At 67.9% G+C, this 26,682-nt stretch carries 27 protein-coding genes and 1 pseudogene; 13 read left to right on the forward strand and 15 right to left on the reverse strand.

Going from position 1 to position 26,682, the window contains the following annotated elements; translation table 11 throughout:
• Window positions 1-28 precede the first annotated feature (28 nt).
• The 4 genes from QP552_RS17475 to QP552_RS17490 form a co-directional block, all read right to left on the reverse strand.
• A complete protein-coding gene (locus QP552_RS17475) occupies window positions 29-1,444 on the reverse strand; it encodes an efflux transporter outer membrane subunit (RefSeq protein WP_111112417.1) in 1,416 nt (471 codons plus the stop codon).
• Complete coding sequence (locus tag QP552_RS17480) at window positions 1,441-2,523, reverse strand: HlyD family secretion protein (RefSeq protein ID WP_286074173.1); 1,083 nt, start codon at window positions 2,521-2,523, stop codon at window positions 1,441-1,443. The genes QP552_RS17475 and QP552_RS17480 overlap by 4 nt, the downstream gene beginning before the upstream one ends.
• 20 nt (window positions 2,524-2,543) lie before the next feature.
• The gene (locus QP552_RS17485; RefSeq protein ID WP_286074174.1) at window positions 2,544-4,073 is read right to left on the reverse strand and encodes an MFS transporter; all 1,530 of its coding nucleotides are present in this window, start codon (window positions 4,071-4,073) and stop codon (window positions 2,544-2,546) included.
• 153 nt (window positions 4,074-4,226) lie between these two features.
• Entirely contained in the window at window positions 4,227-5,144 is a 918-nt protein-coding gene (locus QP552_RS17490) for a LysR family transcriptional regulator (RefSeq protein ID WP_106550737.1), read from the reverse strand.
• 141 nt (window positions 5,145-5,285) lie between these two features.
• On the opposite strand from QP552_RS17490, the gene QP552_RS17495 reads away from it, so the two are divergent.
• Both QP552_RS17495 and QP552_RS17500 read left to right on the forward strand, forming a co-directional pair.
• Entirely contained in the window at window positions 5,286-5,732 is a 447-nt protein-coding gene (locus QP552_RS17495; RefSeq protein ID WP_286074175.1) for a universal stress protein, read from the forward strand.
• A 5-nt stretch (window positions 5,733-5,737) separates the two neighbouring features.
• Window positions 5,738-6,188: pseudogene (locus tag QP552_RS17500) on the forward strand (hypothetical protein).
• 54 nt (window positions 6,189-6,242) lie between these two features.
• On the opposite strand, the gene QP552_RS17505 reads toward QP552_RS17500, so the two are convergent.
• The 6 genes from QP552_RS17505 to QP552_RS17530 form a co-directional block, all read right to left on the reverse strand.
• Window positions 6,243-7,688 (reverse strand): GGDEF domain-containing protein, encoded by a 1,446-nt coding sequence (locus QP552_RS17505; protein WP_286074177.1) that lies wholly within the window; start codon window positions 7,686-7,688, stop codon window positions 6,243-6,245.
• A gap of 171 nt (window positions 7,689-7,859) precedes the next feature.
• Window positions 7,860-8,690, reverse strand: coding sequence for an S-formylglutathione hydrolase (fghA, locus tag QP552_RS17510; RefSeq protein ID WP_286074178.1), 831 nt, complete (start codon window positions 8,688-8,690; stop codon window positions 7,860-7,862).
• Between the two features lie 22 nt (window positions 8,691-8,712).
• Window positions 8,713-9,057, reverse strand: a complete 345-nt coding sequence (locus QP552_RS17515; RefSeq protein WP_106550741.1) for a YqcC family protein — start codon at window positions 9,055-9,057, stop codon at window positions 8,713-8,715.
• Between the two features lie 8 nt (window positions 9,058-9,065).
• On the reverse strand, window positions 9,066-10,175 hold the full coding sequence (locus QP552_RS17520; protein ID WP_286074179.1) for an S-(hydroxymethyl)glutathione dehydrogenase/class III alcohol dehydrogenase: 1,110 nt from the start codon (window positions 10,173-10,175) through the stop codon (window positions 9,066-9,068).
• Window positions 10,176-10,234: 59 nt separating this feature from the next.
• On the reverse strand, window positions 10,235-10,510 hold the full coding sequence (gene frmR / locus QP552_RS17525) for a formaldehyde-responsive transcriptional repressor FrmR (RefSeq protein WP_005411009.1): 276 nt from the start codon (window positions 10,508-10,510) through the stop codon (window positions 10,235-10,237).
• Window positions 10,511-10,580: 70 nt separating this feature from the next.
• A complete protein-coding gene (locus tag QP552_RS17530) occupies window positions 10,581-11,486 on the reverse strand; it encodes a LysR family transcriptional regulator (RefSeq protein ID WP_286074180.1) in 906 nt (301 codons plus the stop codon).
• Window positions 11,487-11,614: 128 nt separating this feature from the next.
• Here QP552_RS17530 and QP552_RS17535 point away from each other — a divergent pair, with 128 nt between their 5' ends.
• Both QP552_RS17535 and QP552_RS17540 read left to right on the forward strand, forming a co-directional pair.
• Entirely contained in the window at window positions 11,615-12,718 is a 1,104-nt protein-coding gene (locus tag QP552_RS17535) for an alkene reductase (protein ID WP_286074181.1), read from the forward strand.
• Window positions 12,719-12,777: 59 nt separating this feature from the next.
• Complete coding sequence (locus tag QP552_RS17540; protein ID WP_111112410.1) at window positions 12,778-13,194, forward strand: VOC family protein; 417 nt, start codon at window positions 12,778-12,780, stop codon at window positions 13,192-13,194.
• A gap of 12 nt (window positions 13,195-13,206) precedes the next feature.
• Here QP552_RS17540 and QP552_RS17545 read toward each other — a convergent pair whose 3' ends face one another.
• Window positions 13,207-13,902 carry a hydrolase gene (locus tag QP552_RS17545; RefSeq protein ID WP_111112409.1) on the reverse strand — a complete coding sequence of 232 codons (696 nt, stop codon included), beginning with the start codon at window positions 13,900-13,902 and terminating at the stop codon, window positions 13,207-13,209.
• A 74-nt stretch (window positions 13,903-13,976) separates the two neighbouring features.
• Between QP552_RS17545 and QP552_RS17550 the strand changes: the two genes are divergently transcribed.
• On the forward strand, window positions 13,977-14,639 hold the full coding sequence (locus QP552_RS17550; protein ID WP_286074182.1) for a TetR/AcrR family transcriptional regulator: 663 nt from the start codon (window positions 13,977-13,979) through the stop codon (window positions 14,637-14,639).
• Between the two features lie 119 nt (window positions 14,640-14,758).
• Here QP552_RS17550 and QP552_RS17555 read toward each other — a convergent pair whose 3' ends face one another.
• Complete coding sequence (locus QP552_RS17555) at window positions 14,759-15,643, reverse strand: LysR family transcriptional regulator (protein ID WP_049428253.1); 885 nt, start codon at window positions 15,641-15,643, stop codon at window positions 14,759-14,761.
• A gap of 107 nt (window positions 15,644-15,750) precedes the next feature.
• Between QP552_RS17555 and QP552_RS17560 the strand changes: the two genes are divergently transcribed.
• The gene (locus QP552_RS17560; RefSeq protein WP_005419275.1) at window positions 15,751-16,809 is read left to right on the forward strand and encodes an NAD(P)-dependent alcohol dehydrogenase; all 1,059 of its coding nucleotides are present in this window, start codon (window positions 15,751-15,753) and stop codon (window positions 16,807-16,809) included.
• An 89-nt stretch (window positions 16,810-16,898) separates the two neighbouring features.
• Here the strand turns inward: QP552_RS17560 and QP552_RS17565 are convergent, their stop codons facing one another.
• On the reverse strand, window positions 16,899-18,263 hold the full coding sequence (locus QP552_RS17565) for a glutamate--cysteine ligase (protein ID WP_111112406.1): 1,365 nt from the start codon (window positions 18,261-18,263) through the stop codon (window positions 16,899-16,901).
• 152 nt (window positions 18,264-18,415) lie between these two features.
• Between QP552_RS17565 and QP552_RS17570 the strand changes: the two genes are divergently transcribed.
• The 3 genes from QP552_RS17570 (at window position 18,416) to QP552_RS17580 (ending at window position 21,556) form a co-directional block, all read left to right on the forward strand.
• Window positions 18,416-19,120, forward strand: coding sequence for a VIT family protein (locus QP552_RS17570; RefSeq protein WP_111112405.1), 705 nt, complete (start codon window positions 18,416-18,418; stop codon window positions 19,118-19,120).
• Entirely contained in the window at window positions 19,117-19,941 is an 825-nt protein-coding gene (locus QP552_RS17575; RefSeq protein WP_286074183.1) for an AraC family transcriptional regulator, read from the forward strand. The genes QP552_RS17570 and QP552_RS17575 overlap by 4 nt, the downstream gene beginning before the upstream one ends.
• 643 nt (window positions 19,942-20,584) lie before the next feature.
• Window positions 20,585-21,556, forward strand: coding sequence for an MBL fold metallo-hydrolase (locus QP552_RS17580; RefSeq protein ID WP_111112835.1), 972 nt, complete (start codon window positions 20,585-20,587; stop codon window positions 21,554-21,556).
• A gap of 80 nt (window positions 21,557-21,636) precedes the next feature.
• On the opposite strand, the gene yihA is transcribed toward QP552_RS17580, so the two are convergent.
• Window positions 21,637-22,239, reverse strand: a complete 603-nt coding sequence (yihA, locus tag QP552_RS17585; protein WP_099551130.1) for a ribosome biogenesis GTP-binding protein YihA/YsxC — start codon at window positions 22,237-22,239, stop codon at window positions 21,637-21,639.
• A 156-nt stretch (window positions 22,240-22,395) separates the two neighbouring features.
• Between yihA and QP552_RS17590 the strand changes: the two genes are divergently transcribed.
• The 4 genes from QP552_RS17590 to QP552_RS17605 all read left to right on the forward strand — a co-directional run bounded on the left by QP552_RS17590 (window position 22,396) and on the right by QP552_RS17605 (window position 25,684).
• Window positions 22,396-23,196: a c-type cytochrome gene (locus tag QP552_RS17590; RefSeq protein ID WP_106550147.1), complete on the forward strand. Its 801-nt coding sequence runs from the start codon at window positions 22,396-22,398 to the stop codon at window positions 23,194-23,196.
• 106 nt (window positions 23,197-23,302) lie between these two features.
• Entirely contained in the window at window positions 23,303-23,953 is a 651-nt protein-coding gene (locus QP552_RS17595; RefSeq protein ID WP_099551128.1) for a thiol:disulfide interchange protein DsbA/DsbL, read from the forward strand.
• Window positions 23,954-24,059: 106 nt separating this feature from the next.
• Entirely contained in the window at window positions 24,060-24,893 is an 834-nt protein-coding gene (locus tag QP552_RS17600) for a thiol:disulfide interchange protein DsbA/DsbL (protein ID WP_099551127.1), read from the forward strand.
• Window positions 24,894-24,946: 53 nt separating this feature from the next.
• On the forward strand, window positions 24,947-25,684 hold the full coding sequence (locus tag QP552_RS17605; protein WP_008267450.1) for an endonuclease/exonuclease/phosphatase family protein: 738 nt from the start codon (window positions 24,947-24,949) through the stop codon (window positions 25,682-25,684).
• Between the two features lie 113 nt (window positions 25,685-25,797).
• Here QP552_RS17605 and QP552_RS17610 read toward each other — a convergent pair whose 3' ends face one another.
• On the reverse strand, window positions 25,798-26,673 hold the full coding sequence (locus QP552_RS17610) for an EamA family transporter (protein WP_262235356.1): 876 nt from the start codon (window positions 26,671-26,673) through the stop codon (window positions 25,798-25,800).
• Window positions 26,674-26,682 lie beyond the last annotated feature (9 nt).

Here is a 26,682-nt window from a genome sequence, read left to right on the forward strand (position 1 = left end):
CCGGGCCATGCCCGGCGTTTCCATCTCCCTACCAGCCACCGCCCAGCGCGCGGTACAGCTCCACCCGTGCGATCGCGGCCGTGGCCTGGCTGTTGGCCAGCGCTGCCTGGTTGTCCAGCGCGATGCGCTGGGTAGTCAGCACGTCCAGCATGTCGACCACGCCGGCCTGGTACTGCCGGCGCGCCGCACCCAGCGCGGTCTCGCTTTCGTCCACCGCCACGTGCAGCTGCACGGTGCGCTGCTGTTCGGCGGCGTAGCCATCGATGGCGTCGTCCACTTCATGCCAGGCCTGCAGCACCGTGCGCTGGAACTGCAGCGACGACTGCTGCTGCTGCAGCTTGCTCAACGCGAGGTTGGCCTTCAGCCTGCCGCCCTGGAAGATCGGCAGGCTGATCGACGGCCCGATGCTGAAGCGGTGTGCGTTCCAGCCATCCAGATCATCCAGCTGCTTGGCCTGGAAGCCAGCGTCGCCATTCAAGGTGATGCGCGGCAGGAAACTGGCCTTGGCCACGCCGATGCCGGCCGTTGCGGCATGCAACGCCGCTTCGGCACGACGGATGTCCGGGCGACGCTCGGCCAGTTCGCTGGGCAGCCCCACCGCCACGGCCGGCAGTGCGGGCCAGTCACGGCGTGCATTCTGCAGCTGCGTATCCAATGCCTGCGGAGGCTGCGCCAGCAGGAACGCCAGTGCATTGCGCAGCTGCGATTCACGGTGCCGCAGCGGCGCGATGCGTGCCTGCAGCGATGCCACCTGCGCTGATGCGCTGGACACCTGCAGCGTACTGGCAACGCCCTGCTGCTGGCGTGCCTCGGTCAGGCGCTTGATGTCGAGGGCGATGCTGAGGTTGTCCTCGGTGATCGCCAGCAACTGCCGCGTTGCACGCAGCTGCAGGTAATCACGCGCGGTTTCCGCCAGCAGCGCGATGCGCACTGCATGTGCGTCCTCCTCGGCCATCTGCACACGCGCATCGGCGGCTTCCACCTGGCGGCGCACGCGGCCCCACAGGTCCAGCTCCCAGCTCAGGCCGATGCCGGCCTGGAACAGCCCGTAGTCATCACGACCGCCGTTGCCGGATGGATCGTTCAAGCCCACCTCGCTGTTGCGTGCGCGTGCGCCGCTGGCGGTTGCGCTGACGCTGGGCAGACGGTCGGCGGCGCTGATGCCACGCGCGGCGCGGCTCTGCTGCACGCGGTTGGCCGCCAGCTGCAGGTCCAGGTTGGCCTCCAGCACCTGGCTGGCAAGCTGTCCCAGCAGCGGGTCGTCGAAGCCGGCCCACCAGGCGGCATCCTGATCGATCGCATTGCCCGCGACGGCCTCACCCTGCCAGTGGCTGGGCAGTTCCGCCTGTGGGCGTACGAAGTCCGGGCCCATCGTGCAGGCAGCCAGGGCCGTGCACAGGCTGGCCGCAACAAGGGTGCTGCGGAACACGGTGAGCGCGCTCATGCTCCCTCCCCGGCCGCATGGCCCGGACTGTGCTGCACGCTCTGCGCGCGTGCGCGGCTGCCCAGGTCCACGCTGGCTTCCACCGACATGCCGGCACGCAGCTGGTCCAGCAGCGACTGGCCCGGCTCCAGCACGATCTTCACCGGAATGCGCTGCACCACCTTGGTGAAGTTGCCGGTGGCGTTCTCCGGTGCGACGGCGGCGAAGGTGACGCCGGTGGCCGGCGCGATGCTGTCGATGTGCCCGCGCAGTGGCTTGCCCGGGAACACGTCCACCTTCAGTTCGACCTGCTGGCCGGCCTGCATGCGGGTCATCTGTGTTTCCTGGAAGTTGGCGACCACGAACGCCCGCTTCAGCGGCACCACCGCGGCCACCGGCGTGCCCGGGGTCAGGTAGGCACCTACGCGCACTGCACGACGACCAACCATGCCGTCGATCGGTGCACGCAGCACGGTGTGCGACAGATCCAGCTCAGCGCGCGCCTGCGCCGCTTCCGCGCGTTGCACGGCAGCCTGCGCGGCCTGCACGCCGGCCGTCAGGATGTCGGTGCGCTGGCGCGCGGTCGACAGCGCCGCCTGCCCCTGCTGCAGATGGGCACTGGCTACGGCCTGCTTCGACTGCGCCTGCTGCGCGTTCTGCACGGTTCCGGCGCCGTCACGGGCCAGTTCGCGGTAGCGCTGCTGGTCGGCACTGGCCAGGGTCAGTTCGGAACGGCTGACATCGACACTGGCCCTGGCCTGCTCGATCAGCGAATCCTGCTGGGCCAGTGCGGCCTGCGCGTTGGCCAGCTGTGCGCGGGCATTGGCAAGGTCGGCACGCGCTGCCTGCAGTGCCACCTGGTAGTCACGGTCGTCGATGCGGGCGAGCACGTCGCCGGCCTTCACCGACTGGTTGTCCTCCACCTCCACGGCGCTGACGAAGCCGGGAATTTTCGGGGCCACCAGGGTGTAGTCAGCCACGACGTACGCATTGTTGGTGGTCTGGTGGCCGCCATCGCGCAGCAGCAGCCAGGCGCCGATGGCCAGGGCCAGTACGCCCAGGCCCAGGCCGGTGTGGAGAGTGGTTCGATTGATCGTCATGAGGGATTCCTGCGAGAGGTTCAGGCCACGGCACGTGGCGGATGGATGCGGGTGGGCATCCAGGCAATGAGGGGAATGAAGGCCAGCGCCACCAGCGCGACCACCCAGTACAGGTCAGCCGAGGTCAGCGCCTGCACCTGTGCATGCAGGCGCGCGCCGAGCTGCGGGCCATCGGCCAGCCACGGTTGCTCGCCCAGGCGGTCGACCAGCACGGTGGAATGGAAATGACGGCGGCCCTGGGCGACGGCATCCAGTACGCCGCTGGCGAGCACCGCAGCGAAACCCTTGACCGTGTTGAACCACGCCGAGGCGAACGGGCCGTCCTGCGGCGCCAGGCCGCCGGTGGCCAGCATCAGCAGCGGCAGCACCGCCATCGGTTGTGCGAACACCTGCAGCAGCTGCACCCACAGGAAGTTGTCACGGATCCAGGCCACGTCCAGGTGCGAGCCCAGCCAGCAGGCCAGCGCCAGCATCGCCAGGCCGGTGGCCTGCACCCAGCGGCAATCCACCGCGCGGATGTTCAACAGGGCCGCCACCAGCGGCAGCGCGATCACCTGTGGCAGTGCCACCCACAGCAGCATCGGTGCCGTCTGCAGCGGCCGGTAGCCCTGCACGCTGGCCAGGAAGCCGGACGGGATCGAGATCACCGCCAGCAGCACGAACAGCACGCCGCCCAGCGTCACCAGCGAGTAGCTGAGATTGCGGTTGGCCAGCAGTTGCAGCTTGAAGAACGGCAAGGGGTGGAACCATTCATTGATCATGAACAGCACCATCAGGCCGGCACCGCCACCGATCATCAACGTGATCATCGGCGAGTCGAACCAGTTCAGGCGCGGGCCCTGCACCAGGCCCAGCACCAGCAGCACCAGCGCTGGCAGGCCGAGCAGCAGGCCGACCGTATCGAACTGGGCGAAGCGTTCGAGCCGCAGCGGGTCCTGCGGCAGGCCCCAGCCGACCATCGCCATTGCAGCCAGGCAATACGGCACGATCTGCCAGAACGCCCAGTGCCAGCCCACCTGCTCGACCCAGAATGCAGCCAGCGGCGTGCCCATGCTCGGGCCGAACGTTGCCGTCAGCGCATAGCCGGCCAGGCCGTACAGCTTGATGCCCGGCGGCAGGAAGCGCAGGGCCACGCTCATCAGCAGCGGCGGCAGTGCACCACCGCAAAGGCCCTGCAATGCACGCAGCAGCAGGAAGACCTGCAGGTTCGGGGCCAGCGGGCACAGCACGCCCAGCACCATGAAGCCACCGATCATCGCCAGCGCGAAGCGGCGCAGCGAAAAGGTGGCGGCACACCAGGGCGCGAAGGCCATCGCGCTGACCGACATCGCGCTGTAGAGGGCGACGATCCAGCTGCCGTCATCGGCGCTGAAACCCATCGCGCCACGGATGTCGGCCAATGCGACCTTGGTGATGTTCTCGTTGAAGCCCGACACCAGCACCGCCAGCAGCACGCCACACAGGCCGACCAGGACGCGGCGGTCGAGCCCGGGGGCGGCGGCAGGACGGGGGGCTGCAGCGACCGGGACAGCGGCGGCCGGCGTACTCATCGCCGGGCACCGATCCGTGCAGTGCACGGCATGTTGAGGGTCATTGGAATGCGCTCAGTGAAACTCCGGGGAGCGCAGTCTAGGGAGCCGGTACCCTGTGAAAAATGGCGTCGCCGGCATCCCAGGCGTGCGTCCGGCGCACGCCTGCGGGCATCAGCGGTGGGCGTCCTCGACGCGCTCGCACATGGTCTTGATCGAGCGGCGCAGCCACTGGTGCGCGGCATCGTTGTCCAGCCGCGGATGCCAGGCCTGCACGATGGCCGCGGTACGCACCGGGATCGGCAGCGGGAACAGGCGCAACGGCAGGCGCATGCTGACGATCCGCTCCAGCATCACGCTCGGCATCTGCGGCAGGATCAGGTCCGATTCGGCCGCCGCGAAGATCGCACCATGGAAGGTCGGGCTGATCAGCGCCACGCGGCGCTGCAGGCCGAGCGAGGCCAGGTCATCATCGATCGGCCCACGTGGCAGGCCACGGCGCGACACCGCGATGTGGTCGCACGCGGCAAAGCGCTCGGCGCTGATCTCCTCATCGAACAGTGGATGGTCCTCGCGCGCGGCGCCCATGAACGAGGTACTGAACAGGTTCTGCACCTTGGTATCGGGCGCGTGCTTGCCGGCGGTGCTGATGTACAGGTCGATCCGGCCCTGCGCCATCGCATCGTCGTCGGTATCGCCCTCGGGCACGAAGCGCAGCACCGCGCGCGGCGCCTGCTGGCGGAACAGTTCACGCAGGCGTCCGCCGAATCCGCCGATGAAGACATCATTGGCGCGGACATTGAAGGTGCGCTCCAGGGTGCGCAGGTCGATCTCGCGACCGGCATTGAAGACGCGGTGGGCCTGCTCGATCACGTCGCGGACCTGCTCACGCAGCTGCAGGGCACGCGGCGTGGGCGCCAGCCCGCGGCCGGCACGCACCAGCACCGGGTCGCCCAGGGCGGTGCGGATCCGGCCCAGGGTACGGCTCATCGCCGGCGCGCTCAGGTTCATCCGCCGCGCGGCGGCGGCCACGCTGCATTCGTCGATCAGCACGTCCAGTGCCAGCAACAGGTTCAGGTCCGGCAGGGGCATGACAGTCTCCAGTAAATCAGATGACTCTACGGCACTCCTGGCCTCAATGGATTGCGTCTGACGCATTCATTGACTGCCGCGCACGGCATGGGTGCGCGCGATGACATCGGCGACCATCCCCGGCCTGCAAAGGAGACATCCATGTTCAATACCCTGCTGGTCGCCCTGGACGGTGGCCCCCAGCACGCGCGCGTGCTGGACCTTGCCGCGGCCATGGCCGGACCCCGCAGCCGCCTGCACCTGCTGTGCGTGCTCGACCCCGAATTCGCGCTGGCCGCCGATGCCAGCGAAGCCGACCGCATCGAGTATCCGGAAGCCGCCCGCCAGCGCTCCCGCGCCGAGGCGGTGCTGGCCGAAGCCCTGGCCGAACTGCGCGAGCGCGGCGTCGATGCCATCGCGCAGATCCCCTCCGGCGACCCCGGCGAAGTCATCAGCGACCAGGCCAGGCGCCTGAAGTGCGACCTGATCGTGATCGGCCACCGCCACCTGTCCCGGCTGGAACGCCTGTTCGAACCCTCGATCGGGCAATGGACCATCGATCACGCCCCCTGCCCCGTGCTGGTGGAAACCCGCGACCCACAACCCTAGCTGCCATGGCCTCCCGTTCCCCCTTGTTTCCCACGCGGGTCAGCTACCGTGCCTTCGGCCGCCAGTTCGGTCGTGGCGAGCAGGCGCTGCTGGCGGCGATACGCCAGCTGCGTGACCCCGATCTCATGGCCGATGGACTCGCACAGCTGAGCGGCCTCGGCCTTGATCCTGAAGGCTGCGACGCGTTCATCAACCTGCTGCCACTGCTGGCCGCGCCCGCGGCGCCGATCGACCTGCTGCCCGCCGGCTCTCCCTTCATTGCCGCCAGCGAACTGGACCTGCTGGTCTGCCTGCTGCGCATCGCCCAGTGGCGGCATGCACGGCCCCGCGAAGACGACACGCTGGCACCGCTGCGGCAGCAGCTGGCACGCTGTGCTGTCGCCGTGCAGGCAGCGATCATTGTCACCTGTCGGGCTGAGGCTGCTCGATCCCACCGGCTGGCTGCGGCAACGATGACCGCTCGGCACCACAGGCGCGCGATGCTGCATCAGGGCTGATCACGCGTCGCCCTCAGCAGTCCATCGTGCCATGTGCACTGCCTTCGTCGTCGAGCACATGCGCATGCAGGATCACCTGGTTGCGGCCGGCACGCTTGGCCGCATACAGGCCCGCGTCGGCGTCTGCCAGCAGCTGGTCGGCGCTGGCCAGGGCCGGCGGATGCAGGTAGCCCACACCGACGCTGATGCTGACCGAACCTTCGGGCAACGGCAGCGCTTCCACTGCCTCGCGCAGGCGTTCGGCCAGCGCCAGTACGCCCGACAGCGGGCTTCCCGGCACGATCACTGCGAATTCCTCGCCGCCATAGCGCGCAACGCTGTCGCCTGCACGGCCGGCGCTGACCTTCAGGACCGCCGCTACGGCCTGCAGGCAGCGGTCCCCGGCAGGATGACCGTGCCGGTCGTTGAAGACCTTGAAATGGTCGATGTCCAGCAGCAACAGGCCCAGTTCGCTGCCGCTGCGCCGCGCACGGTTCCATTCGGCCAACAGCAATGCATCGAACTCGCGCCGGTTGGCTACGCCAGTGAGGCCATCCTGCCGTGCCAGCTGGTCCAGCGATGCCTGCCGCTCCATCAGGTCCACCTGCAGCAGGATGCTGCGCAGGCCGAAGCCCAGCGTCGCGACCACGAACCCGGTGACCGCCAGTGGTCGCGCGTGGTCGACCACCAGCGTCCCGACCACCAGCAGCAGCAACGGCAGGATCATCGGGCCGGCCGCCTGCACCGTGCGTGCCAACCGTGGATGCAGCACGAAGCTCGGCGCCGGCGCCCGGCTCAGCGCCAGCAGTGCCAGCAGCAGGAACGGCAGGTCGATCAGCAGGTCGTTGTAGGCACCGAACGACTGCTCCTCGGTGTAGTGGTTGATGTAGTACGCCACCAGCAGGTAGACGACGGCGTACATTGCCAGCGCACGGAAGAAGTTGCGCCGCTCCGGAACGTCGCCGACCAGCCAGCGCACCACAGCGAACGCCGCAATGCACAGGTTCTGGATGTCGAACATGCGCTGCATGTTGGCCATCGCGTGGTCATCAACATCGATGCGGGCGGCAAACGATTGCGCGTGCACGAAGAACAGCACACCCAGCAGCGCGGCCATGGCCGCGTCGATCAGGCTGATGCTGAGCCGTTCGCGGCGTGCACGGGCCAGGATGAACACCAGCGGCACGCCGTAAAGCACATACAGGAACAGACTGACCTGCGGCGTGACATCGGCACGGCCGGCGCCCAGCGCATCGACCATGTTGAAGGCCATGCCTCCGCCCCACAGCAGCAGGGCCAGCGCGGTGGCACGCCAACCCAGCGCGGCGCCATCGCGGCGGGCCCGCCACAGGCAGGCGGCGGCGGCCAGCAGCGGAGCGCCGGTCAGGAACACGAAGGAACCCGCACCGACGGGCCCCGGCCACATGGCCAGGACCAGACCGTGGCACAGCACATACAGCAGCGCCAGCACTACCGGCATGCATCCCCCGATCGGCAAGGCCGTATGGGCGCACGATAGCCCGGGGCGGCGCCACGATGGTGTGATCCACCACCGGAAAAGCAGCGTGCAACCGTAATCCGAGCCCATGCTCGGCTGCCGTCCGGTCGGAGGCCAAGGGAGAGCCGAGCGTGGGCTCGGCTCTACAGGGGGTCAGTCCTGCAGCGCGCGGGCGTGGTGGGCGATGTGCTCGCCGATGAAACTGGCGATGAAGTAGTAGCTGTGGTCGTACCCCGGCTGCAGGCGCAGGGTCAGCGGGTGGCCGGCGGCATCACAGGCCTGCTGCAGGCGCTCGGGTTGCAGCTGGGTCTGCAGGAATTCATCGGCCCCGCCCTGGTCGACCAGCAGCGGCAGGCGCTCTTCGGCGGTGGCCAGCAGCGCGCAGGCATCCCACGCAGCCCAGTCGGCGGGGTTGTCGCCCAGGTAAGCGTGGAAGGCCTTTTGACCCCACGGCACGTGGCTGGGCGCAACGATGGGCGAGAACGCCGACACGCTGCGGTAGCGCCCCGGGTTGCGCAGTGCGATCACCAGCGCACCATGGCCGCCCATCGAATGGCCACTGATGCTGCGCGCTGCGGTGGCCGGGAAGTTCGCTTCGATCAGTTCGGGCAGCTCCCGCGCAACATAGTCATGCATGCGGTAGTGCTTTGCCCACGGCGTGCGGGTGGCATTGAGGTAGAACCCTGCCCCCTTGCCCAGATCGTAGCCCTCGGCATCGGCCACATCCTCGCCGCGAGGACTGGTATCGGGCGCTACCAGGATCACCCCATGCTCGGCCGCATAGCGCTGTGCGCCGGCCTTGGTGATGAAATTCTGCTCGGTGCAGGTCAGGCCGCTCAGCCAGTACAGCACCGGCAACTTCTGCGCTTCCGCCTGCGGCGGCAGGTACACGGCGAACTGCATGTCGCAGGCCAGCGTGGTCGAATGATGGCGGTAGACGTCCTGCCAGCCACCGAAACAGGCGCGGTGTTCAATGCGTTCCATGGAACTCTCCTGCGTGCCGGCGTCAGCCGTCACGTGTGTTGATCAACTCATCCAGCTGCGACAGCAGGCGCAGCAGCGGCTCGACGCCGGGCTGGCCATCCAGGTTGCGGTACGCGGCCACCGCCACATCGCTGCGCGGTGGCCATCGGCCGTCGGCGCGGGCCTCGTGCAGCCGCGGCAGGAAGACCTGCGCCAGCCAGTGCTCGAACGGCATCTCATCGATGCCGAACGGTGAATCCACCGGCCGCGGTGCACCGACTTCGCCTTCGACCCAGCCCAGCGCGCGCAGCGCCTGCTCGATCGGGGCGACCAGGGCCGCGCGCGGGTCTTCCGCACGCGGCCGGCGCAGGGCATCCAGCCAGCCCATGCCGTGGCTCAGTAATGCACGACCGAACGGATCGACTTGCCTTCATGCATCAGGTCGAAGGCTTCGTTGATCTTGTTCAGGTCCATGGTGTGGGTGACGAACGGGGCCAGTTCGATGTCGCCCTTCATCGCATCCTCGACCATGCCCGGCAGCTGGCTGCGGCCCTTCACGCCACCGAAGGCGGTGCCCATCCACTTGCGGCCGGTCACCAGCTGGAACGGACGGGTGGAGATCTCCTGGCCCGAACCGGCCACGCCGATCACCACGCTCTGGCCCCAGCCACGGTGCGCGCATTCCAGCGCCGCGCGCATCACGTTGACGTTGCCGATGCACTCGAAGCTGTGGTCCACGCCCCAGGTGGTCATTTCCACGATGACCTGCTGGATCGGCTTGTCGTAGTCCTTCGGGTTGATGCAGTCGGTGGCACCGAATTCGCGGGCCAGTTCGAACTTGGACGGGTTGGTGTCCACCGCGATGATGCGGCCGGCCTTGGCCTGGCGCGCGCCCTGGATTACGGCCAGGCCGATGCCACCGAGGCCGAACACGGCCACGCTGTCGCCTTCCTGCACCTTGGCGGTGTTATGCACCGCGCCGATGCCGGTGGTGACACCGCAGCCAAGCAGGCAGACGTGTTCCGGGTTGGCATCCGGGTTGATCTTGGCCAGCGAGACTTCAGCCACCACGGTGTACTCGCTGAAGGTCGAGCAGCCCATGTAGTGGTACAGCGGCTCGCCGTTGTAGCTGAAGCGGCTGGTGCCGTCGGGCATCACGCCCTTGCCCTGGGTCGCGCGCACGGCCACGCACAGGTTGGTCTTGCCGCTCTTGCAGAACAGGCACTCGCCGCACTCGGCGGTGTACAGCGGAATCACGTGGTCGCCGGGCTTGACGCTGGTCACGCCCTCGCCCACTTCCACCACGATGCCGGCGCCTTCATGGCCCAGCACCACCGGGAACAGGCCTTCCGGATCATCGCCGGACAGGGTGAACGCATCGGTGTGGCAGACACCGGTGTGGGTGATCTTGACCAGCACTTCGCCCTTCTTCGGCGGGGCGACATCGATCTCGACGATCTGCAGCGGCTGGCCGGGACCAAAGGCGACGGCGGCACGGGACTTCATGGTGGATTCTCCAGGAAAACAAGGGAAACAGGATGCGCGGCGCTACGTTGCGCCAACGTTTACTTCAGGTACGAGCGGATCAACGCGCTCATGTCGCGCACGCGCTCGGCGCGTTGTTCATCAGAGGCCGCGGGCTGGCCGAACTCCTCGCGCAGATGGGCCTCCATCACCTCGGACATCAGGCCGTTGACCGCGCCACGGATGGCCGCGATCTGCTGCAGCACCGGCCCACAGTCGGCACCGGCTTCCAGCGCGCGGTCCAGCGCATCGCACTGGCCGCGGATGCGGCGCACGCGGGCCAGGACCTTCTTTTTCTCTTCGGGGGAGTGCGGCATGGCGGAGCCACCTCGGAACTATACTGGGGGATAGTATACACATCCGATTTCCGGGCTCAATCCCTGGGCCTCAGTCGAACGCTCCCTGACCCGCCAGCCGCGCCAGTTCATCCACCACATAACGCACCTTCGGCCGCAGGTGGCGCGTCGGTGGCCACAGCGCGTGGATGTCGATATGCCGCTGCATGTGCGCGTCGAGCACCGAGTGCAGCGCGCCGGATTCCAGATGACGGCGCACCAGTGAAATAGGCATCTGGCAGATACCCAGCCCGGCGATGGCCGCGTCGATCACCGCGTCACCGTCGTTGAGCTGGTAGGCCGCATTTGGAATGAAGGTTCCTTCCGCATCATCACTGCCGATCCGCCACGCCACCGGCTGGCCGTGGCGGAAGCCGACGATGCTGCGGTGCTGTGCCAGTTCCTCAACGGTGTGCGGGGTGCCATGTGCCTGCAGGTACGCTGGCGATGCACAGGTGACCAGCCGCTGGCGCCCCAGCCGGCGTGCCACCAGATGCTCGGCCTGGTGCAGCCCACCGAAGCGGATCAGCAGGTCGATGCCTTCCTCGACCGGATCGATGAAGTGATCGGTGAAGGTCATCGTCAACTGCAGGTCCGGGTACTCCCGGCACAGCCGCAGCAGCGCCGGCAGCACCACCAGCCGCCCGAACGAGGACGGCATGTCGATGCGCAGCCGCCCGCTGGGCAGCCCGGCCGACCCCAGGCAGGCCTCGGCCGCGGAAATCTCTTCCAGCGCCGCCGCGCAGGAGGCGTAGTACGCCTCGCCGTCGCTGGTCAGCGCGATGCGCCGCGTGGTGCGATGGAACAGGCGCACGCCCAGTCGCGCTTCGAGCCGCGCGATGGCCTTGCCCACCGCCGAGCGCGAAATGCCCAGCGCATCGGCGGCTTCGGTGAAGCTGCCCGAGCGTGCCGTGGTGACGAAGGTCACCAGGCCATTCAAGGATTCCAGTGGCAACATCTTTACACGCTCCATTGGGGACAAATAGTCCCGCTCAATGGGAAATCGAAGCGCTTTATGCACCCGCATGTCAACGCCATCCTGTGTCCATCGCGCCGCTGGCGCCTCCCCGCACCGAGATGACCGACATGACCGCCGCCCTCTTCCACCCCTTCGACCTGTCAGGCACCGCCCTGCGCAACCGCATCGCGATGGCCCCGATGACCCGTGCCCGCAACCCCGGTTCGGTCGCCAATGAGCTCACCGCGCAGTACTACCGGCAACGTGCCAGCGCCGGCCTGATCATCAGCGAAGGCACGCCGGTCTCGCCGCAGGGCCAGGGTTACATCGACGTGCCGGGTATCTGGTCGGCCGAGCAGGTGGCCGGTTGGACGCTGGTCACCGAGGCGGTGCATGCCGCCCAGGGCACGATCTTTGCCCAGCTCTGGCACGTGGGCCGCATGTCGCATTCCTCGCTGCAGCCCGATGGTGGGCAACCGGTCAGCGCCGGCACGCGCCCGGTGGCCAGCGCACCGAAGAACACCTCGTTCGTCTATCTGGAAGACGGCAGCCGCGGCCACGCAGATCCCACCCCGGCACGTACGCTGGCCACCGACGAAATCCCCGGCATCATTGCCGACTTCGCACGGGGCGCCGACAACGCGATCGCCGCCGGCTTCGACGGCACCGAGCTGCATGCCGCCAATGGCTACCTGTTCGAACAGTTCCTCAACCCGCTCATCAACCAGCGCGACGACCGCTACGGCGGCTCACTGCCCAACCGTGCGCGGCTGATCCTGGAGACGGTCGATGCGATGGCCGAACGCATCGGTGCACACCGCATCGGCGTGCGCCTGGCGCCGAACAACCTCACCTTCGACATGCCGTTCTACCCCGACAACGAAGCCACCTATCTGTACCTGGCCGAAGAACTGGGCAAGCGCGGGCTGGCCTACCTGCACCTCAACGACAACCTGCAGCAGGGTGAATCGGTGCTGGGCAGCGCGTTCCTGAAGCAGTTCAAGCAGGCCTACGGTGGCACCGTGATCCTGGCCGGTGGCATGACCCGCGAACGCGCGCTTGAACTGGTCGAAGCGGGCACCATCGACCTGGCCGCGTTCGGCCAGCCCTTCATCGCCAACCCGGATCTGGTCGAACGCCTTCGGCACGACGTCGCGCTGGCCACGCCTGACCGCAGCACCTATTACGGTGGCGGTGAGGCGGGCTACCTCGATTACCCACGCGCACAGTAGATCCACGCCATGCGTGGATGGGGGCATACACTGCCCACCCGCATCCACCGGATCTGATCATGGACACGCCCACCGCAGCGTTCATCGTCAACCTCGACGTCCCCGACCTCGCCGCTGCCGAAGACTTCTACATGCGAGCCTTCGGCCTGCGCATCGGCCGCCGCCTCGGCCCGGGCGCCGTGGAACTGCTCGGTGGACCCACGCCGCTGTATCTGCTGCAGAACGAGGCCGGCAGCGCCGCCACCGAGGACGGTGACGTGCGCGACTACGAGCGCCACTGGACGCCGCTGCACCTGGACTGGGTCGTGGATGACATCCAGGCCGCACTGGCCCGTGCGGTTGCAGCCGGGGCGACGCTCGAACAATCCGTGCGCGAACGTCGCTGGGGCAGCATTGCCGTGCTGGCCGATCCATTCGGCCACGGCTTCTGCCTGATCCAGTTCAGCGCTGAAGGCTACGACGCGCTGGTCGAATGACCGGCGCGTCGTTCACCATGGCAGTGGCACCGCCTCGCCATTGGCGCGTTCGCCGTAGTACAGCGATGGCAGCAGACGCGAAAGGAAGCTGAACTCCGTATAGCAGTGCTTGAGCAGGCCAAGGCCGACCGCATCGCTGGCATCGCGGTGCGGATCGGCGCTGTCCAGGCCGAGCACGAAGCGGCTGCGCAGCACGCAGCCAAACGGCGTATCGCGCGCCACGTGCAGCATCTGCCCATCGCAGGGATCACCGTTTGCATCCAGGCGCACGTGGTCACCGAAGCCGATGCGCGCGGCGATCACCGCCGACAGGTCACCTGCATCCTGCGCCGCCTGCAGGCGCTCGGGCACCAGCAACGTGCGCGGGTCATGGAACTTCAGGCGCGCCGCCACCGGCGGAATGTCAGCCAGCGATTCCACCGCATGGATGCTGGCGCCGTGGTAGCTGCGTCCACGCTGCCAGGCCGCGTCCCAGCCGCGATGCTCGACATGATCGACCGGATGCCACCAGCGGATGTGCTGGGTGGTTTCGAAGAAGGTGAACCACCAGTCCAGCATGCGGCCCTTGCAGCCGTGCAGATCGGTTCGCACCGCCACCAGCAGGGTGCCGTCTTCGCGACGCTGGATACCCGTCTCCAGGTGCATCGGTGCCGGGTCCAGCAGATCGTGGTGGTCCAGCCAGGCACGGGCGTTCACAGCGGTATCCATGGGGGTCTCCTGCGGTTGGGAGACTCGACAATACGGAAACGCCAAACGTTTCGCAATTGATCGGGTGCGGTAAGATGGGTGCAATGAACAGCACCGCCCTGCCCGATCCCGTCGCCCCCGCCCGCCGCCGTGGACGCCCCGCGCGACCGGAAGCCGAAGTCCGCCACGCCGTGCTGCAGGCCACGCTGGAGCTGCTGCTGGCACAGGGTTACGAGGCCACCACCATCGAAGCGGTGGCGGCGCATGCCGGGGTGGCGAAGAAGACCGTGTACCGCCACGCCAGCAACCGCGAGGAACTGGTCGGGTTGGCAGTACGCGAGTGGACCGACGGCTTCGCGCCGCAGCTGCAGCGCGATGCGCACGACACCGACGAGGTGCTGCCGTTGCTGCAGGACATCCTGCAGGCGGTGTGTGCGCAGGCGCTGTCGGCGCAGGCGGTGCAGGTGTTCCGGCTGCTGGCCACCGACTTTCCCGGCAAGCAGGCGCTGCTGCAGGCCTACCTGGACAACGGCATCGAGCGCGGCCGTACGCTGCTGGCCGACTGGCTGGAACGGCAGCAGCAGCGTGGGCTGCTGCGTGAGGGGGATTCCCCGCGCATGGCACGACTGATCCTGGCAATGGCCGTGGCCGAGCCGCTGCGCGAGCGCGTGATCGGTGTGGTGGCCGAGGATGCGCCGGTGGATGTGCACCTGCGTGAGTGCCTGGCGATGTTGGCGCCGTTGCTGCGGGTGCCATAGCGTTGTCCCATCCATGCATGGCGTGGATCTACCACGGCATCCCTGCATCGCGGGGTCAACATGTCCTTGCGGCGATGGTCAGTAGATCCACGCCATGCGTGGATGCGATCCACCACGATTCACTCGCGCAGCATGTCCACGAACGCGCGCAGCGCGCCGGGCATCTGCCGCTGCTTCGGGTAGTACAACGCGAATCCGGCGAACGGTTCGCTCCAGTCTTCCAGCACCGCCACCATCTGCCCCGATTCGATGTAGGGCCGTGCGGTGTCTTCCAACACATAGGCCAGGCCGATGCCATCGAGCACCGCGCCGACCACGGTGCCCTGCTCGCCCAGCGTCAGCCGCCCCGGCACGTCGATTTCCAGCGCCTGCCCAGCGCGCTCGAACTGCCACTTGTACAGATGGCCGCTGGCGAAGCGGAAACGGATGCACTCGTGTGCAGCCAGGTCACGCGGATGCTGCGGTGCCGGGTGCCGGCGCAGGTAGTCCGGCGCGCCGACAATCAGCCCGCGCAGCGGCGGCCCCATCGGCACCGCCACCATGTCCTCGGGCACGAACTCGTGCAGGCGCACGCCAGCGTCGTAGCCCTCGGCGACGATGTCGACCAGGCCATCGTTCTCGGTCAGTTCCACCCGCACGTCCGGATGGGCGTGCAGGAAGCGCGCCAGCCTCGGACCCAACTGGGTCGCCACCGCCGCCCGCGTCGCGTTGATCCGCAGCAGGCCGGCCGGGGCGGCGCGGAACTGATTCATCTCTTCCAGCGCATCGTGCACCTGCCCCAGCGCCGGCTGCAGGCGTTCCAGTAGGCGCTGCCCTGCCTCGGTCAGGGCCACGCTGCGGGTGGTGCGATGGAACAGGCCGACCCCCAGCCGTTCCTCCAGCGCGCGGATCGCATAGCTCACCGCCGAGGTCGACAGCGCCAGTTCGGCGCCGGCGCGGCGGAAGCTGCGATGGCGGGCGACCGCGGCGAAGGCGGCCAGGTGCGTCAGGTTGTCAGTGGCCATGATTGTGCAGTTCCACTTGATGAATCATGCCGATATCCGCGCTTCTTGCCGCTGGGAACGGGGCGTATTGTAAAACGCCTTTCGACAAACCCTGCCAAGGATTCCCCATGTCCCTCGCCCGTGGTTACGCCGCCCATTCACATACCGACCCGCTGATTCCGTACGAGTTCGAACGCCGCGCGGTCGGCCCGGACGATGTGCGCATCGAGATCCTCTACAGCGGCATCTGCCACTCCGACCTGCACCAGGCCCGCGACGACTGGGGTGGCTCGATCTACCCGATGGTGCCGGGCCACGAGATCATCGGCCGCGTGACCGAGGTCGGCAGCAACGTCACCCGCTTCAAGGTCGGCGACCACGCCGGCGTCGGCTGCATGGTCGATTCCTGCCGTCACTGCGATGCCTGCGAGCACGACCTGGAGCAGTACTGCGCCGAAGGCGCGACCTGGACCTACAACGGCCGTGAACGCGAAAGCGGCGCTCCGACCTACGGTGGCTATTCGGACCACGTGGTGGTCGAGCAGCGCTTCGTGGTGAAGGTGTCCGACACCCTCGACCTGAAGGCGGCCGCGCCGTTGCTGTGCGCCGGCATCACCACCTGGTCGCCGCTGCGCCACTGGAAGGTCGGCCCGGGCCAGAAGGTCGGCGTGATCGGCCTCGGTGGCCTCGGCCACATGGGCGTGAAGTTCGCCAAGGCGCTCGGCGCGCACGTGGTGATGATCACCACTACCCCGGAAAAGGGCGCCGATGCCAAGCGCCTGGGCGCCGACGAAGTGCTGGTGTCGCGCGACGCCGCGCAGATGAAGGCGCATGCCGGCAGCTTCGACTTCCTGCTCAACACCATCCCGGTCGGCCATGACACCAACCCCTACATGGGCCTGCTCAAGCGCGAGGCCACCATGTGCCTGGTCGGCGTGCTGACCGAGCTGGACCCGCCGCTGACCGGTGGCAGCGTGATCTTCGGCCGCAAGCACCTGACCGGCTCGGCGATCGGCGGCATGGCCGAAACCCAGGAAATGATGGACTTCTGTGCCGAGCACGGCATCGTCAGCGATGTGGAGATGATCGACATCAAGAACGTCAACGAAGCCTGGGAACGCATGGCGAAGAACGATGTGCGCTACCGCTTCGTGATCGACATGGCAACGATGAAGAACGCAGCCTGATCCAAGGCAGGTGTGAAAATGAAAAACCCCGGCAATGCCGGGGTTTTTTTCATCGCGTGCCGACCAAGGTCGGCACCCACCCAACATCATCAATACGCGAACTCGCGGAACACCGGATCGACATCGCCGTGCCAGCGGCCATGGAACAGCGCCAGCTTGCGCTCGGCCGGGGTCAGCCCGGACTCGACGATCTCCTGAAGCACGTCCAGGAACTTGCTCTCGTCCTGGCCATCGGCATTGCGCGCAGCACGGCGCTTGAGGCCTTCCACCGAAATCTTCACCGCCTCGCGGGCCAGGTCGCGCACCGTGCCGTTGCGGAACGGCAGATTCATCGCATGCTTCGGTACACCATCGCGCAGCGCATGGCGCTCGGCCAGGGTGAAGTCGCGCACCAGGTCCCAGGCGGCATCCAGTGCGGTGTCGTCGTACAGCAGGCCCACCCAGAACGCCGGCAGCGCACACAGGCGGCTCCACGGGCCACCGTCGGCACCACGCATTTCCAGGTACTTCTTCAGGCGCACTTCCGGGAACGCAGTGGTCATGTGGTCCGACCAGTCGCGCAGCGTCGGCAGCGCGCCCGGCAGCACCGGCAGCCTGGCCTGCATGAAATCACGGAAGCTCTGCCCGCTGGCATCGTGGTAGATGCCATCGCGGTAGGAGAAATACATCGGCACGTCGAGCAGGTAATCGACATAGCGCTCGTAACCGAAGCCGTCCTCGAACACGAAGTCGAGCATGCCGGTGCGATCGGCGTCGGTGTCGGTCCAGATGTGCGAGCGATAGCTCAGGTAGCCGTTCGGCTTGCCTTCGGTGAACGGCGAATCGGCAAACAGCGCAGTGGCAATCGGCTGCAGCGCCAGCGACACGCGGAACTTCTTCACCATGTCCGCTTCGGTCGCGTAGTCCAGGTTCACCTGCACCGTGCAGGTGCGGGTCATCATGTCCAGGCCCAGCGAACCGACCTTGGGCATGTACGAACGCATGATCTTGTAGCGGCCCTTGGGCATCCACGGCATCTCGTCGCGCTTCCACTTGGGCTGGAAGCCCATGCCGAGGAAGCCCAGCTGCAGTTCGCCAGCCACCTGCGCCACTTCGTTGAGGTGGGTGCCGGTCTCCACGCAGGTCTGGTGGATGGTCTCCAGCGCCGCGCCGGACAGTTCCAGCTGACCGGCCGGCTCCAGCGTCACCGAGGCCCCATCGCGCAGCAGGGCGATGGTGTTGCCGTTCTCCTGCACCGGCTCCCAGCCGAAGCGGACCAGGCCGTTGAGCAGCGCTTCGATGCCACGCTCGCCCTCGAAGGTCGGCGGCCGCAGGTCATCCAGGCGGAATCCGAACTTCTCGTGCTCGGTACCAATGCGCCACTGCTCGCGGGGCTTCTCGCCGGAGGCGATCACCTCCACCAGCTGCGAGCGGTCGGTAATGGGGGTATCGGCGACGTGGCTGGGGCTCGACAAGGGGAAGGCTCGCTGGACAGTGGCAGGGGATGTGGGGCCCGGGGCCTTCCATCGCAAGGGCGCACTATAGCGTGGCACCCCGTTGCGTCATGCGACGGTGACGGGTTTCAGCATCCTACCGACGCCCTCTTGACCCTCGTACACTCAAGGTCATGAGCCGCCATTCACGACACCCCGAACTGCACCGCTCCGAGCGCGTCGGCTGGCTGCGCGCCGCCGTGCTGGGCGCCAACGACGGCATCGTCTCGGTGGCCGGCCTGGTGGTCGGCGTGGCTGCCAGCGGGGCATCGCCCAGCACCATCCTGGCCACCGGCGTGGCCGGCACCGTGGCCGGCGCGATGTCGATGGCCGCCGGCGAGTACGTCTCGGTACAGACCCAGGCCGACACTGAAGACGCCGACCTGGCGATGGAAAAACGCGAGCTGCACGAAGACCCGCACAGCGAGCTGGAAGAGTTGACCGCAATCTACCGCCACCGCGGCCTGGACCCGGCGCTGGCACGGCAGGTGGCTGAGCAGCTCACCGCACACGATGCACTGGGGGCACACGCCCGCGACGAACTGGGCATCACCGATACCCTGCGCGCGCGCCCGTTGCAGGCGGCGTTGGCTTCGGCTGGAGCCTTCACCTGCGGCGCCGCATTGCCGGTGCTGACCTCCCTGCTCGCCCCGGTGGACAAGGTTGCGATGATCACCACCGGCAGCACCCTGCTGGGCCTGTGCCTGACCGGTGCGATGGCGGCCCGCGCCGGCGGCGCACCACCTGTCCGCGGGGCGATCCGGGTGATGTTCTGGGGTGCACTGGCAATGGCCGCCGCTGCAGGCGTCGGACGCCTGTTCGGCGCCCACGTGGCATGACCGGCATGCTGCCGCCAGTTACCGCGCTGCTGGCTGAGATGGCCAGCCTGGCCGGCTGCGAACGCGCCGAAGGCTATGCCTGCATCGCCGCACGTCGCGAGCACGGCGCCAGTTCGGTGGAGATTCCGCAACCCCAGTTCGCGATCCTGCTGGAAGGCCGCAAGCAGGTACGCACCGCGCACCAGTCACTGGAGTTCCTGCCTGGCGACATCCTGCTGCTGACCCAGCGTTGCCGCATCGATGTGGTCAACACCCCCGACCCGCGTAGCGGCCGCTACCTCAGTGCGATCGTGCCGCTGTGCGCCGAAGTACTCGCGGCAGCGCGCACGCTGTGGAGCGATGCACTGCCCAGCGCCGGCCCGTCGATGGCGCGCCTGCCGCTGATCGAACATGGCGCGGTGTTGCGCCAGTGGCGGCAATCACTGCAGGACGGCCACTACAGCGAAGCGCGGCTGGCGCTGGCGTCCTTGGTACTGACGCTGTGCCGGCAGGGGCATGGCAACCTGCTGCTGCCACAGGCCCCGAGCCTGGGCGAACAGATCCGCGATCGCATCGCTGCCGAACCCGCACGCGACTGGCAATCGCGCGATGTCGAGGAACAGTTCGCGCTGAGCGGTGCAACCCTGCGCCGCCGTCTTGCCGCCGAGGACACCAGCCTGCGCCAGCTGCTCACCGAGGCGCGGCTGGCGCATGGCATGCAGCTGCTCTACACCACCGACCTGCCGCTGAAGACCGTTGCAGCGCGCGCGGGCTACCGGTCCGCAGCGAGTTTCAGCAGGCGCTTTGCTGAGCAGTACGGGCTGGCTCCGACAGACATTTGAGGGTGTTCGGCAGGGCTGCGCCCTGCACCCGCAGAGGCAACGGCAACGGCAGCGGCAACAGCCGAAGCAACAGCAACAGCAACAGCGTGCATTCCGTGGGATGGCGGGGCGGTGTGGGTGGGCAGGACACGCCGTAAACCCGTCCTTGGGGGCTCGATGGCGCCATCCATGGCGCCAACGGTCCTGCCAACCCACACCGCCCCGCCTTCGACAGATTCAGGCAGCTGTTGGTAGGTGTCGACCTTGGTCGACACATCTGTCAGATATCGAATGAAATTCCGGGGTCAGATCCGTTTTCCTACGGAAAACGGATCTGACCCCAAGAGTATTTCCGACAGATCGCGGCCACCCGTCGAAGGCGGGGTGGGTCCGGTTGCGGGGGCGTGAGCCGCATGGATGCGGCGACCGAGCTTACATGGACGTACTTGCAGCGTCCCCCGCAACCGGACCCACCCCGCCATCCCACAGGAAACCAGCTTTTGAGGTTGCTTTGGCTGCGGCCGTTGCCTCTGCGGGTGCAGGGCGCAGCCCTGCAGACAACACCCCCTCTCTGATCATTCCACGCAGTGGTTTGAGCGACGTGCGCACGCCGGCCACGGCACGCTAGGCCAACGGAACCACCCGTCATCCACCGAGAACCGCCATGACCCTGCGCCACCTGCCGCTGCGCACCGCCCTGCTGCTGGCACTGTCCTCCCTGCCGCTGGCCGCGCTGGCCGAAGCCACGTCGCCCGCCCCCACCCAGCAGGTGCCCGGCGTCTACCACCAGCGCGTCGGCGCGCTGCAGGTCACCGCCCTGTTCGATGGCGTGGTCGCGTTGGGCCGGCAGGAAGTGGTGGACGTGCCGCCCACCCTGGTCAGCCGCCTGCTGGAAGGCCGCTACGTACCGGAAGACAAGAAGGGCCTGCAGACCGCGATCAACGCCTTCCTGGTGCGCCAGGGCAACCATCTGACCCTGGTCGATACCGGCACCGCGCAGTGCTTCGGCCCCGGCCTGGGCCAGGTGCTGGACAACCTGCGTGCCTCTGGCGTCGATCCGGCCGAGGTGGACGACGTGCTGCTCACCCATGCCCATCCGGACCACCTGTGCGGCGTGCTCGACGGGCAAGGCAGGCCGGCCTACCCGAATGCCACGGTATGGCTGTCCAAGGCCGATGCCGATTACTGGCTCGACCCGGCCAGCGAGGCCGGCGCGCCGAAGGGCGTGCGCTTCGCCTTCCCGCTGGCACGCAACGCGGTGGCGCCGTACCAGGCCAGTGGCCATCTGCGCACCTTCAAACCCGGCGATGCCCTGCCCGGTGGCGCGGTGGCGATGGATACCCACGGCCACACCCCGGGCCACGTCTCCTACCGGTTCGACAGCCAGGGCCAGTCACTACTCGTCTGGGGTGATGTGCTGCACTTCCACGCGGTGCAGTTCGCGCATCCGGAAGCGGCGTTCGAGGCGGATTCGGACCGCAGGGCTGCCGTCGCCAGCCGTCGCGGCCTGCTGCAGCAGGCCACTGCCAACGGTTGGTGGGTGGCCGGCGCGCACCTGCCGTTCCCCGGCCTGGGCCACGTGCGCAGCGAAGGCCAGGCCTATGCCTGGGTGCCGGCGGAGTATTCGCCGTTGTGAGGGTGTGCCGACCAAGGTCGGCACCCACCCGATCGGACCGGGTAGCGCCGGGCCATGCCCGGCGAGCGCAGCAGAGCGCCTTACGCCAGGCCCAGCCAGCCGCCGATCACGCCGCGGGCTTCGTCCACGCCGGTGCGGTCCTCGCCGGAGAACACCTGCACGCTGACGCTGTCGCCGTAGGCCGAGTGCAGTTCCTTGCGCACCTTCTGCAGGGTCTGCATCTGCTGGCTGCGGCTGAGCTTGTCGGCCTTGGTCAGCAGGGCGTGCGCCGGCATGCCGCGCTGTACGGCATAGGACAGCATCTGCCGGTCGTAGTCCTTCAGCGGGTGGCGGATGTCCATCACCACCACCAGCCCCTTCAGGGCCTCGCGGGTGCGGAAATACCGGTCGATGAAGGCCTGCCAGTGCGCCTGCAGGTCCAGCGGCACCTTGGCGTAGCCGTAACCGGGCAGGTCGACCAGATGGGCTTCCGGGGTGATCTGGAAGAACACCAGCTGCTGGGTACGGCCGGGCGTCTTGGAGACACGGGCCAGCGCGTTCTGGCGGGTCAGCGCGTTGAGCGCACTGGACTTGCCGGCGTTGGAGCGGCCGGCAAAGGCCACTTCGGCCCCTTCATCGGGCGGCAGCTGCCGCACGTTGTGGGCCGAAAGGTGGTAACGAGCGCGTTCGATGAGCAATGACATGTGCCTAGGATCGCATGTTGCGGCGCCGCGCGCCCGTGCCGGCGGCCGTTGCGGGCATTTTGCTGCACTGCTGCGTTGACCGTGCGCGGAAACGCCGTTGATAATCCGGGCGATGCCGGCGGCCACCGCCCGGCCCGGTCCATACGGAGCTTTAGCATGCGCCACGCTCGCGTTCTTGCCGTATCCGCCCTTGCCACTGCCGTAGTCGTTGCCGCTGCTGCGTTCGCGCAGACCACGTTGACCCCGCTGCCCGACAACGGGCCGATCAACACCGCCTCGCTGGAGGTGGACTTCAGCAAGACCCATTGGGGCGATGCCAAGGCTGGCCAGACCAAGGCTTCGGCCTGTGCGGCCTGCCATGGCGCCGACGGCAATTCCACGGTCGAGATGTATCCGTCCATCGCCGGCCAGAGCGAACGCTACGTGGCCCAGCAGATGGCCCTGATCGCCAACGGCCAGCGCAGTTCCGGCGCGGCGGTGGCGATGGTGCCGTTCGTGCAGAACCTCACGCCGCAGGACATGCGAGATATCGGCGCGTTCTTCGCCACGCAGAAGGCCACCGCCGGTATCGCCGATGACACGGCGGTCACTGACGGCCCGTACAAGGGCATGAAGTTCTACGAGATCGGCCAGCAGCTGTACCGCGGCGGCGACGCCAAGCGTGGCCTGCCGGCCTGCATGGCCTGCCACGGCCCCAGCGGCGCCGGCAATCCGGGACCGGCCTATCCGCACATCGGTGGCCAGCACGCGAGCTATGTCGCGCGCCGCCTGCAGGAATACCAGGCCGGCCAGACCAACGAGACCGACAAGGCCCACTTCCAGATCATGGCGACGGTCGCGCAGAAGCTGAGCGAGCAGGAGGTGCAGGCGCTGTCGAGCTACCTGCAGGGCCTGCACAACAAGGCCGACGATCTGGCCACTGCCACCCCGTCGGCGCAACCGGCTGCCGCCCCCTGACCGCCACTGGTCGGCCCGGGCCGCCACCACGGCCCGCGCCTGCGGTATGTTTCCTTCACGCCGGCGACCGCGCCGGCGTTGCTTTTTTCAACGGAGATGCGTGTCGATGAGGTTGATTTCCCGCCTGCTGTTGTCCGTGCTGGTGCTGCTGCCGCTGGCAGCCTGCGCCGCTACCCCCGCCAATGCCCCGCTGGTCGAGGGCAAAGACTACGAGCGCATCGCCCAGCCGGGCCCGTTCCAGCCGCTGGCCGGCAAGATCGAGGTGGTCGAGGTCTTCGGCTACACCTGCCCGCACTGCGCCCACTTCGAGCCACAGCTGGCGGCGTGGGCGGCCAAGCTGCCGGCCGACGTGCGCTTCACCCCGGTCCCGGCCGCCTTCGGTGGTGCATGGGATGCCTGGGCACTGGCGTACTACGCCGCCGACGAGGTCGGCGTGGCCAAGCGCAGCCACGCGGCGGTCTTCAAGGCACTGCACCAGGATGGTTCGCTGCCCATGCAGAACGTCTCGGCCGATGAGCTCGCCACGTTCTACAAAGCCTACGGCGTGACCCCGGACCGTTACCTGCAGGCCCTGCGCGGCGATGCCGTGCAGAAGAAGGTCGACGCCGCCCGCGCCTTCGCCCAGCGCACCAAGGTGCCGGGTACCCCGGCCATCATCATCAATGGCCAGTACCTGGTGCGCGGCAACAGCTTCGACGACCAGCTGCGCATCGCCTCGGCGCTGATCGCCCAGGCCCGCGCAGCGCGCGGCCGCTGAACCAACACCCACCACCCACACGGCGCTGTCGCCGCCGCGTGTCATCATTTCCCCTTGGCCGGCGCCTGACGCCGGCCCCACCTTTCCAGATGCTGGAGACGTTTCCATGAAGATCCGTTACGCCCTCGCCCTCGCAGCGCTGCTGCCGATCCTGGCTGCCTGCAAGGCCGACGACGGCAGCACCAACACCACCGCGGCCCCGGCTGAACCGGCGGCAGCTCCGGCGACCACCGAGCCGGCCGCTCCGGCCGCGGGTACCGAAGGCACCGCTCCGGCGGCTGCCGAAGGCGAAAAGGCCCCGGCCGAAGCTGCACCGGCTGCCGCCGCACCGGCTCCGACCACCGCCGCGCTGACCGGCCCGGCCCCAGTGGAAGGTGCCGACTACCAGGTGATTCCGAACGGCCAGCCGTTCCAGCCGGCCGCCGGCAAGATCGAAGTGACCGAGATCTTCGGCTACGTCTGCCCGGCCTGCGCCGCGTTCCAGCCGCTGGTTGGCCCGTGGAAGGCCGGCCTGCCGAGCGATGTGAACTTCGTCTACGTGCCGGCCATGTTCGGCGGCACCTGGGATGACTACGCCCGTGCCTTCTACGCCGCACAGACGCTCGGCGTGCAGGAGAAGACCCACGAAGCGCTGTACGCCGCCATCCACTCGCAGAAGACCCTGAAGGGCGAGCGTGGCCGTGACTCGGTGGACGACATCGCCAAGTTCTACGGTGCCTACGGCGTGGATCCGAAGCAGTTCGCCGCCACCATGGGCAGCTTCGCGGTGAATGCCAAGACCAACTCGGCCAAGCAGTTCGCGCAGCGCAGCCAGATCAGCGGCACCCCGTCGATCATCGTCAACGGCAAGTACCTGGTGAAGGGCAAGAGCTTCCCGGATATGCTGCGCATCGCCGACCACCTGATCGCCCGCGAACGCGGTGCGGCCCAGGCTCACTGATCCAAGAGAAGCGTTTCCCGGCCGTGAATTCCCCCCGTACACGGACCCTGCGCTTGCTGACGGCCAACATCCAGGCCGGCTCAAGTACCCGCCGCTACAGCGACTATGTGACCCGCAGCTGGTCACATGCGCTGCCGGCGGGTCGCAAGCGCAGCAGCCTTGACGCGATCGCCACCTTGGCGCGCGAACATGACATCGTCGGCCTGCAGGAGGCCGATCCGGGCAGCCTGCGTTCGGGCTTCACCAACCAGACCCACTACCTGGCCCAGCGCGCCGGCTTCAATTACTGGAGCCACCAGCCGAACCGGCGCATGGGCGGGGTCGCCTCCAGCGCCAACGGCCTGTTGAGCAAGCTGGAACCGGTTGAAGTGCAGGATCACGCCCTGCCCGGCCGCATCGGCGGGCGCGGCGTGCTGCTGGCCAAGTTCGGCGACGGCGCCGACGGCCTGGCGGTCGCGGTGGCGCATCTGTCGCTGGGCGCGGGCTCGCGGATGTCGCAGCTGGGCTTCATCGCCGAGCTGTTGTCCGACCACCCCAACGCGGTGCTGATGGGCGACTTCAACTGCCTGGCCGAGCGCCCGGAAATGCAGGTGCTGTACCAGAAGACCCGGCTGCAGCCGCCCGGTTGCATCGTGCCGACCTTCCCCAGCTGGCGCCCGGACCGCGCCATCGACCACATCCTGGTCAGCAGCGGGCTGCAGACCCGCACCGTGGAAGCCGTACCAGCCGCGTTCTCCGATCACCTCGCGCTGGCGATGGCGATCGACGTCCCGGCCGACGCACTGCGCTGACCGCACCTAATAGGTGCCAACCTTGGTTGGCATGTTGCCCAAGGGCTGCGGACAGCTGCTCTTGTGGGTGCGGACCGTTGGTCCGCACGCTCTCCGCCGGGCATGGCTCGGCGCTACCCGGCCTGCGCGATCGGCCCCTTCAACCGCCGTGCGGTCATCGTGCTGCCCACCGAGGCCAGCACCGTGCAGCCGATCGCCAGCCACTGCAGCCCGTGCAGGTGCTCGTGCAGCAGCAGCATCGCCCACAGCGCGGCCACCGCCGGCTCCATGCTGATCAGGATGCCGAAGGTCTCCTTCGGCAGGCGCTTGAGCGCCATCATCTCCAGCGACATCGGGATCGCACTGGACACCAGCGCCACCAGCAGGCCGGCCGCCAGGATCTTCGGATCGAGCAGCGCGGCACCGGCATGCACCACGCCCACCGGCACCACCACCAGTGACGCCGCCAGCAGCCCCAGCGAGACCGAGTGCCCGGCATGCAGATGACCGGCACGCTTGCCGAACACGATGTACAGGCCCCAGCAGGCCGCCGCGCCCATCGCGTAGAGCACACCGGCCGGGTCCAGTGCCGGGCCACCACCGATCGGCAGCAGCAACAGCAGCCCCACCGCCGCGCAGCCCACCCAGAGGAAATCGATCGGTCGTCGTGATGACAGCATTGCCACCGTCAGCGGCCCGGTGAACTCGATGGCCACCGCGATGCCGAACGGAATCGTGCGCAGCGCCATGTAGAACAGCAGGTTCATCAGGCCCAGGGTGAGGCCGTAGCGCAGGATGGTGATCGCATCAACGCGACTGGTCTTCCAGCGCCACGGCCGCCAGAACAGCAGCAGCAACAACGCGGAAAAGCCCACGCGCAGCGCGCTGGTGCCCTGCGCACCGATCAGCGGGAACAGGTGTTTTGCGTAGGAGGTGCCGATGGCCAGCGAGGTGACCGAGCCGAGCACCGCCAGCGCCGGCAACATCGGCGCGAGTCGTGAGGTCTGCATGCGCAAAGT

The sequence above is a fragment of the Stenotrophomonas sp. 59 genome (assembly GCF_030291095.1).
Taxonomy (GTDB): Bacteria; Pseudomonadota; Gammaproteobacteria; order Xanthomonadales; family Xanthomonadaceae; genus Stenotrophomonas; species Stenotrophomonas maltophilia_Q.